Annotated in this window: 4 protein-coding genes; all 4 read right to left on the reverse strand. The window is 35.1% G+C overall.

Translation table 11 applies throughout. The features are described from left to right. Positions 1-14: 14 nt before the first annotated feature. Positions 15-161, reverse strand: coding sequence for a hypothetical protein (locus tag OCV67_RS13185; RefSeq protein WP_178085178.1), 147 nt, complete (start codon positions 159-161; stop codon positions 15-17). Between the two features lie 76 nt (positions 162-237). Further along, positions 238-564: a YjcQ family protein gene (locus OCV67_RS13190; protein WP_147644390.1), complete on the reverse strand. Its 327-nt coding sequence runs from the start codon at positions 562-564 to the stop codon at positions 238-240. 50 nt (positions 565-614) lie between these two features. After that, positions 615-899 carry a hypothetical protein gene (locus OCV67_RS13195; RefSeq protein ID WP_147644391.1) on the reverse strand — a complete coding sequence of 95 codons (285 nt, stop codon included), beginning with the start codon at positions 897-899 and terminating at the stop codon, positions 615-617. 14 nt (positions 900-913) lie between these two features. Beyond that, positions 914-1,645: EndoU domain-containing protein (locus OCV67_RS13200; protein WP_262644648.1), on the reverse strand; the 732-nt coding region annotated here is incomplete at its 5' end.

A 1,645-nucleotide genomic window follows, 5' to 3' on the forward strand; every position in this document is an offset into this window, starting at 1 on the left:
CTCTTTTGAAGCACTTAATCTTTATAATCAGCAATATCGGCAACTGTTTTTATTAATCTGGCAACGGTCCGAATAATTGCCAAAACCCATGCAGCTATATAGCAACCTGTAGGTATCTGACCTGTATCCAGTGCATAAAGCAGTATTAATGTTGAAATCATTTCGATCATCCTTTCTTATTTTGGGTATAAAATTAGCACCTTCAGCTGAACTGAAAGTGCTTAAATTATTAAATTATTAGATCTCTGGAACAGTATCCTTTATTCCTTTAAGCAAATTTGCGGCTTTCTTCATCATTGAATTATCCGATAAATATTCCAACCCTTTCAGCGTTATGTTTATTGATAAAGGTTCTCGCAAATGGGTTGTTTGCTGACCTAGGTTTTTATAGGGTATTAATCCGGTTATATATCCGTCTCTCTGCATTTCCATTAAGAGTTTATTACGACGTTCTTTCGTTATTCCTAAAACCTCTGGACTTATTAAATTATCATCAAATTCTTCATAATCCATTGATTCTTCAAGAGCTTTTAGAATTTTATAAATCACAGTAAAATTATTCATTATTAATCTCCTGTATATCTTATTATTTTTTAGTTCCTTTCAAACAGATACTATTTAAATCTGACATTAAAAGCTTTCTGATAATTTTCAAGATAACGGTCGATTGCCCTATCCATTTTTTTACTTGGAAATTTATCCATTAGTTCATCATATACAGACCACAATGCTGCAAGAACTTCTTCGTCAGCATTATCCATAAATTCAATTATATCATCTTCATCTTCTCCCAAGGCTTCAAGTCTTGGATTCCAGACTTCTTCTTCAAGCCATGGATAATTGTTATCAAGTTTTTTTCTTGCTTCTATAGTATCATAAAATTTTTCTTTATCTACCATTTAACTCAACTCCTTTACGGCTGTTTATCTGCATCTGGAAATATAGTTGTCGGATACCCGTCCTTATCAACATAAAACCCTATTCGGATTCCGTTATATTCACCAAATCTTTTTACATCCTTAGATTTAACAGTATTTGAAACATAAGTTCCGGCTTTTAGCACTTCATCATTACCCCAATCTTCCGGAAACCACGATTGACCTGAATGTAAACATTTACTTTCATCCTTATGCAATTCCACGTTACCAATTCTTACACCGTTATCATAAGTTTGGGTAATTGTGTATGCATAACCTTTGGATTCGAGCAAATCAATATTTGCCTGAGAATGCCCGCCGCCTTTCATCTTGCCGCCGTTTTTACCGCCCGGAGGTTTCTTTGGATTCTTCAGGTTAGTAAAATCCCCAACCGTCGAATGTCTCAAAGTTTTATCCGGTACTGTCATTATACCATCATTTTTTAGTTCAGTCAACGATTTAAATACTTTTCTAGGACCGTGTTTTGTATCGACTGTTTTGTAGAGTCTCTCAAGGTCAGCGTCATTCTGAATTACTCCGCTTTCAAACAACGCCCAACGTGAATCGGAACGGAAATACTTTTTTCTTTCTTCGACTGTTTTATTTTTAAGCCAGTCACATTTAATAGTATCCTCATTAATTCCAGCTCTTGCCTTATTACGTGCGTCAAGCTCTTTTTTCCATTCATCGCCCATTTCATCAATAGCCTGCTGCTGTAGCTTTTTGCG

It is taken from the genome of Porcipelethomonas ammoniilytica (assembly GCF_025567485.1).
GTDB classification, from domain to species: domain Bacteria; phylum Bacillota; class Clostridia; order Oscillospirales; family Ruminococcaceae; genus Porcipelethomonas; species Porcipelethomonas ammoniilytica.

What these genes read in the sequence shown, in the direction of transcription:
- OCV67_RS13185 (WP_178085178.1), bottom strand. Translation starts at nt 161, where the DNA reads ATGATTTCAACATTAATACTGCTTTATGCACTGGATACAGGTCAGATA.
- OCV67_RS13190 (WP_147644390.1), bottom strand. Translation starts at nt 564, where the DNA reads ATGAATAATTTTACTGTGATTTATAAAATTCTAAAAGCTCTTGAAGAA.
- OCV67_RS13195 (WP_147644391.1), bottom strand. Translation starts at nt 899, where the DNA reads ATGGTAGATAAAGAAAAATTTTATGATACTATAGAAGCAAGAAAAAAA.